Annotated in this window: 9 protein-coding genes; 8 read left to right on the top strand and 1 reads right to left on the bottom strand. The window is 30.6% G+C overall.

Going from position 1 to position 6,142, the window contains the following annotated elements; genetic code table 11:
- The 4 genes from rfbB to rpmA all read left to right on the top strand — a co-directional run.
- On the top strand, positions 1 to 910 hold a 910-nt coding region (rfbB, locus tag AC34EU_RS08585; protein WP_489696210.1), incomplete at its 5' end, for a dTDP-glucose 4,6-dehydratase.
- Between the two features lie 27 nt (positions 911 to 937).
- A complete protein-coding gene (locus tag AC34EU_RS08580) occupies positions 938 to 1,306 on the top strand; it encodes a DoxX family protein (RefSeq protein ID WP_487533391.1) in 369 nt (122 codons plus the stop codon).
- Positions 1,307 to 1,377: 71 nt separating this feature from the next.
- On the top strand, positions 1,378 to 1,905 hold the full coding sequence (gene rplU / locus AC34EU_RS08575; RefSeq protein WP_487533390.1) for a 50S ribosomal protein L21: 528 nt from the start codon (positions 1,378 to 1,380) through the stop codon (positions 1,903 to 1,905).
- A gap of 19 nt (positions 1,906 to 1,924) precedes the next feature.
- Positions 1,925 to 2,185, top strand: a complete 261-nt coding sequence (rpmA, locus tag AC34EU_RS08570) for a 50S ribosomal protein L27 (RefSeq protein WP_487533389.1) — start codon at positions 1,925 to 1,927, stop codon at positions 2,183 to 2,185.
- A gap of 63 nt (positions 2,186 to 2,248) precedes the next feature.
- Here rpmA and ahcY read toward each other — a convergent pair whose 3' ends face one another.
- A complete protein-coding gene (gene ahcY, locus AC34EU_RS08565) occupies positions 2,249 to 3,571 on the bottom strand; it encodes an adenosylhomocysteinase (protein ID WP_489696209.1) in 1,323 nt (440 codons plus the stop codon).
- Between the two features lie 55 nt (positions 3,572 to 3,626).
- Here ahcY and AC34EU_RS08560 point away from each other — a divergent pair, with 55 nt between their 5' ends.
- From AC34EU_RS08560 to AC34EU_RS08545, 4 genes are all read left to right on the top strand, one after another.
- On the top strand, positions 3,627 to 4,241 hold the full coding sequence (locus AC34EU_RS08560) for a 4'-phosphopantetheinyl transferase family protein (protein WP_487533386.1): 615 nt from the start codon (positions 3,627 to 3,629) through the stop codon (positions 4,239 to 4,241).
- A gap of 41 nt (positions 4,242 to 4,282) precedes the next feature.
- Positions 4,283 to 4,909 (top strand): nicotinamide riboside transporter PnuC, encoded by a 627-nt coding sequence (pnuC, locus tag AC34EU_RS08555; RefSeq protein ID WP_487533385.1) that lies wholly within the window; start codon positions 4,283 to 4,285, stop codon positions 4,907 to 4,909.
- On the top strand, positions 4,896 to 5,444 hold the full coding sequence (locus AC34EU_RS08550; protein ID WP_487533384.1) for an AAA family ATPase: 549 nt from the start codon (positions 4,896 to 4,898) through the stop codon (positions 5,442 to 5,444). The genes pnuC and AC34EU_RS08550 overlap by 14 nt, the downstream gene beginning before the upstream one ends.
- A 167-nt stretch (positions 5,445 to 5,611) precedes the next feature.
- On the top strand, positions 5,612 to 6,142 hold a 531-nt coding region (locus tag AC34EU_RS08545; protein WP_489696208.1), incomplete at its 3' end, for a TonB-dependent receptor plug domain-containing protein.

Below are 6,142 nucleotides of genomic sequence, written 5' to 3'. Positions count from 1 at the left end.
AATAATTAATGTTGATTCATTAACATATGCTTCTAATCTTAAAAATTTGGCTGAAATTCAAAATTCACAAAACTATATTTTTGAAAAAATAGACATAAGAGATAAAAATGCAATTTCTCAAATCCTTATTAAATATGAAATTGATAATATTATTCATCTAGCTGCTGAATCTCATGTTGATAATTCAATTAACAATCCATTAGAGTTTGCTGAAACAAATGTAATGGGCACCTTAAATCTATTAGATTCGGTAAGAAATTATTGGAATAATAATTTTATTAATAAATGTTTTTATCATGTTTCTACTGATGAAGTATATGGTAGCTTAGGTATGGAGGGGTCATTTCTAGAAAGCACACCTTATAATCCCAGATCTCCTTACTCAGCTTCCAAAGCATCTTCAGATCATTTTGTTAAAGCCTACCATCACACATATAAAATGCCAATAATTATTTCAAATTGTTCAAATAATTATGGCCCTCACCAGTTTACAGAAAAGCTTATACCGCTGATGATAAATAATATTATTAAGAATCAAAGTTTACCTATATATGGAGACGGAAAGAATATAAGAGATTGGCTATACGTTAAAGATCATGTTGAAGCAATTGATTTAATTTTTCATAATGGAAAAAATGGTGAAACTTATAATATTGGAGGGAACAACGAGTTAAATAATATTGATATTATTAGTAAATTGATATTAGAAGTAGACAAAGCTCTCTCAAGGCCTGATGGTTGGTCCAGAAAATTAATTTCATACGTAACCGATAGAAAAGGTCATGACTTTAGATATTCTATTGACTCATCCAAGTTAAAAAATGAACTGGGTTGGATTCCTAAAACAACATTTGATAAAGGCTTGCAATTAACTATTGAATGGTACCTTAAAAGTTTTAAGAAAAATTAATTATTACATTTACAAAAATTTAGTATTATGAAAACATCTGATATCGGTAAGCTTATTCTGAGAATCTCCTTTTCTTTATTAATGTTAACTCATGGATGGGGAAAACTAAATAGACTTTTTGCTGACGAAGTTAAGTTTGGAGATCCACTAGGAATAGGTTCGGTTCCCACACTCATATTAGCTGTTTTTGCAGAATTTATTGCTCCAATACTCATTATACTTGGATTTAAAACAAGATGGGCTTCATTACTACCCATTGTAACCATGTGCGTAGCGTTATTAATTGTTCATGTAAGTGATCCGTTTAACAGACAAGAATTACCATTATTATATCTTGCAGGTTTTGCAGCAATTGCCCTAATAGGACCTGGAAAATATTCTATCGATAAAAGATAGTTATAAAAGTAGTTGTTTTTGTTTTGATTAATTCTTAAAAAACATATCTTTGCCCTCCGAAATAACATAAAATGTACGCAATTGTAGAGATAGCAGGGCAGCAATTCAAAGTTGCAAAAGATCAAAAAGTCTTCGTACATCGTTTACAAAATAAAGAAGGATCAAAAGTCTCTTTTGATAAGGTTTTACTTTTAGATGATGGTACAGAAGTTAAAGTTGGCGCCCCGACTATAGAAGGAGCATCTGTTGATGCTAAAATTATTAGTCACCTCAAAGGTGATAAAGTAATTGTTTTTAAGAAAAAAAGAAGAAAAGGATACCGTGTTAAAAATGGACATCGACAATATTTGTCTGAAATTCAGATTTCAAATATTTCTTCTTCAGTAAGTAAACCTTCGAAAAAAGCTGAAGAACCTAAATCTGTTTTAAAAGTTAAACCTGTTTCAAAAGCTAAATCAAAAAAAGTTTCTGAATCAAGCTCTCCAAAAAAAGATTTATCATCTATGGGTGTTTCAGAACTTAAGGCTTTTGCAAAAGAAAAAGGAATAACTGGAATATCAAAAATGAAAAAAGCTGATCTGATAAAGGTTTTAAATTAAAAGTATTAAATAATTAATCATGGCACACAAAAAAGGAGTTGGTAGTTCGAAAAATGGAAGAGAATCAGAATCAAAACGTCTTGGTGTTAAAATTTTTGGAGGTCAAGCAGCAAGAGCTGGAAATATAATAGTGCGTCAGCGAGGAACTGCTCATAATCCAGGAGAAAATGTATATTTAGGAAAAGATCATACTCTTCATGCACAAATAGATGGTGTCGTTGAGTTTTCTAAAAAGAGAAATAATAAATCGTATGTTTCTGTAGCTCCTTTTGAAGCATAAATTCATATAACTTAATTATAAATAAAAAACCCTTCAAACATTTGAAGGGTTTTTTATTTATAATTAATATCTGTAATAATCAGGCTTATAAGGCCCTTTTACGGTAACACCTATATATTTAGCCTGGTCCTCAGATAAAGACTCTAATTCAACACCTAAATGCTCAAGATGTAGTTCTGCAACTTTTTCATCTAAGTGCTTAGGAAGCATGTAAACTTTGTTTTCATATTTTTCAGGATTCTGCCATAATTCTAATTGAGCCAATACTTGATTTGTAAATGAATTACTCATCACAAAACTTGGATGACCAGTTGCACAACCAAGATTAACTAAGCGTCCTTCGGCAAGAATAATTAATTCATTTCCATTATCAAGTGTGTAAAGATCAACTTGAGGCTTAATTTCAGTTTTCGTATGTCCATACTCTGTATTTAGCCAATTCATGTCAATTTCGTTATCAAAATGCCCAATATTACAAATTATAGATTTATCCTTCATTCTAAGAAATGCTTCTTTCCCAATGATATCTTTGTTTCCTGTTGCGGTAACAAGTATATCAATATTATCAATAACAGACATAATTTTTTTGACCTCAAAGCCATCCATTGCAGCTTGTAATGCGCATATTGGATCAATTTCACTAATGGTCACTATAGATCCAGCACCAGCAAAAGATGCCGCTGTTCCTTTCCCCACATCTCCATAACCAGCTACTAAAACTCTTTTACCTGCCAGCATTATATCTGTCGCTCTTCTAACTGCGTCTACCGCACTTTCTTTACATCCGTACTTGTTATCAAATTTTGATTTAGTTACAGAATCATTAACGTTTATTGCTGGAAGGGGAAGAGTTCCTTTTTTCATTCTTTCATACAAACGATGCACCCCAGTTGTAGTTTCCTCCGAGAGACCTTTTATAGCACTAATTAATTCGGGGTAGTTATCCAAAACTAAATTTGTAAGATCACCACCATCATCAAGGATCAAGTTAAGTGGATCCTGATTTTCTCCAAAAAATAATGTTTGTTCAATACACCAATCAAATTCCTCTTCACTCATTCCTTTCCATGCATATACTTGAATTCCAGCAGCAGCAATGGCAGCCGCAGCGTGGTCTTGGGTGGAAAATATGTTACAAGAACTCCAAGTTACTTGAGCTCCCATTTCAACTAGCGTTTCAATTAAAACTGCGGTTTGAATTGTCATATGAAGACATCCAGCTATTCTTGCTCCTTTGAGAGGCTTATTTTTCTCATGTTGTTTCCTAAGAGCCATTAGACCCGGCATTTCAGCTTCAGCCAATGTTATTTCTTTCCTGCCCCATTCTGCCAAACTCATGTCTTTAACTTTATAAGGCGAATAGTTAGCTTTTACTTTTAATTCCATAGTATATTTGTGTATAAAATTTATACAAAAATACACACAAAATTTCCAATTAACAATGCAATTTTTTCCAAAAACTATTTTTAAAAACTTTAAAATCTATTTATGGAAAATTGATGAAAGTGAAAGAAATTTGGAAAAGGGAATTGTAATTAACGAATCTCTTAGAAAAAGATTGAATAGCTTGAAAAGTAAAGAACATAGAAAGGGAATTTTATCAATACGACAATTAATGAAAATTGCAGGCATTATAGAAAGTGATCTTTATTATGACTCAAATGGAGCTCCTAATTTAAAATCTGGAAAATATATATCAATTTCACATTCAAAATATTTTTCAGGAATAGGTTTAAGTGATTTTCAGATTGGAATTGACATTGAATCATTTCGAGAGAAAATAATAAAAATAGGCCCTAAGTTTCTTAACATTAAAGAAAATTCTGCGCTTGGAAAAATTGAAGAATTAACTTTTATTTGGACCGCAAAAGAAGCAACTTATAAAGCATTCCGGACTCCTGGAATTAGCTTTTCAGAACAAATAAATATTGATAAGCCGTATAATTCAGAAAAAGCTAGTCGGGCTAGTGTTTTTCATAATAATCAATATAAATTCTATGATTTAGCGTCTATCAATTTAGACTCTCACATTGTGAATGTTGCACTTAAAAAATAATAATACATATTATATCTTTGATTAACTTATAAAAATAATTAATGTCTTCTATTCTAGAATTTTTATTTGAACCATATAGTGAGTACACATGCTTAAATATTTCATTGGAAATTATAGCTACTATTTTAGGTTTTTTAAGTGTGTGGTTTTCAAAAAATAATAGTATTTGGGTATATCCAACTGGAATGATTTCAACCTCCATATATGTTTATCTCCTTTTTTATTGGGGATTAATTGGTGATATGCTTATAAATGCATATTATTTTTTCATAAGTATTTATGGGTGGTATTATTGGACTCGCTCTAGTAATGGGATAACTATAAATCCAATTTCAAAAATGAATAAATATGAATATAAGATCTCTTTTTTCTTATTCATTTTTGCAATTATTTTTATTTTTATTGTATATAATGTTTTTAATATGTGGAATAACATGATTGCATATGTTGATACAGTCACAACAGCTATTTTTGTTGTTGGAATGTGGTTGATGGCAAGAAGAAAAATTGAAAACTGGTTGTTTTGGATAGTTGGAGACATTATTTCAATACCACTTTATTTATATAAGGGTTTAACTATAACAAGCTTTCAATATTTGGTTTTTACTCTGATTGCATTAGCTGGCTATGTCGCTTGGAAAAAAGAAATTTCATATGTCAAAGAATAAATGCTTAAAAATTGTTTTATTTGGCCCTGAGTCTTCAGGGAAAACGACTCTTGCAAATCATTTAGCAGCACATTATAATACTAATTGTGTTCCTGAGTTTGCAAGGGATTATCTTCAAAAAAAATGGGATAGAAATAATGAGGTTTGCTCCTTGGAAGACCTACCAATTATTATTGAAGGCCAGAAGAGTCTTGAGAATAAACTTATAAAAAATTCTAATAAAATTATTTTTTGTGATACTAATGTAGTTGTAACTCAAATATGGTCTCAAACTCACTTTAATGGTTATTGTTCCTCTAAAATATTAAAAGCAGCAAAACATTCAAAGTATGATTATTATTTACTCACAGATGTTGATATTCCATGGCAAAATGATTACCTAAGAGATCGACCAAATGATAGAGAAAAAATGTTAAATGTTTTTAAAGAAGTTCTTGATTTGTATGACTTTCCTTATAAACTAATTTCAGGAGACGTCACTACTCGAATAAAAACTTCAGTTGAAATTATAGATAAGCTCATTTTAAAGTCATAGATTTTTTTCTACAACTTTTCATTTGTATATTTGTGATGTCTCAAAGGGGTGCCATATTGGCTGAGATTATACCCATGGAACCTGGGCAGGTAATGCTGCCAAGGAAGTAATGATTTAATTTTAATTCATAAAATAACTGCCCCTTTTATTTAAATAAACACATTTAAATGAAAATAGTAATTAGAGCATTTTTATTTCTAACATTTTTAAATGGTTTTTCACAAGAAATAGAAGAATCAACAGACTCGCTTAAAGTATTCATGTTGGAAGAAGTAAAAGTTTCATCAATTAGAGCAAAAAAAACTGATCCAGTAACACATTCTAATATTAATAAAGAAGATATAAAATCTCGTAATTTAGGTCAGGATATTCCAGTTCTATTAAATTATTTACCCGGTGTTGTCACAACTAGTGATGCAGGAGCAGGTATTGGTTATACAGGAATACGCGTAAGAGGAAGTGATGCTTCTAGAGTTAATGTAACATTAAATGGTATACCATTTAATGATTCTGAATCACAAGGAACATTTTGGGTAAACCTTCCAGACTTTGCTAGTTCAATTGAAAGTATTCAGCTTCAAAGAGGAGTAGGAACATCAACAAATGGATCTGGTTCTTTTGGAGCAAGTTTAAATATTTTAACTGATGCTATGCAAAATAAAGCTTCATCATCTTTAATTACTAGTGTTGGAAGTTTT

This window comes from Candidatus Marivariicella framensis (assembly GCF_982709265.1).
The sequence above is the reverse complement of the archived record's forward strand: the minus strand, read 5'-3'. Positions and strand labels throughout refer to the sequence as shown.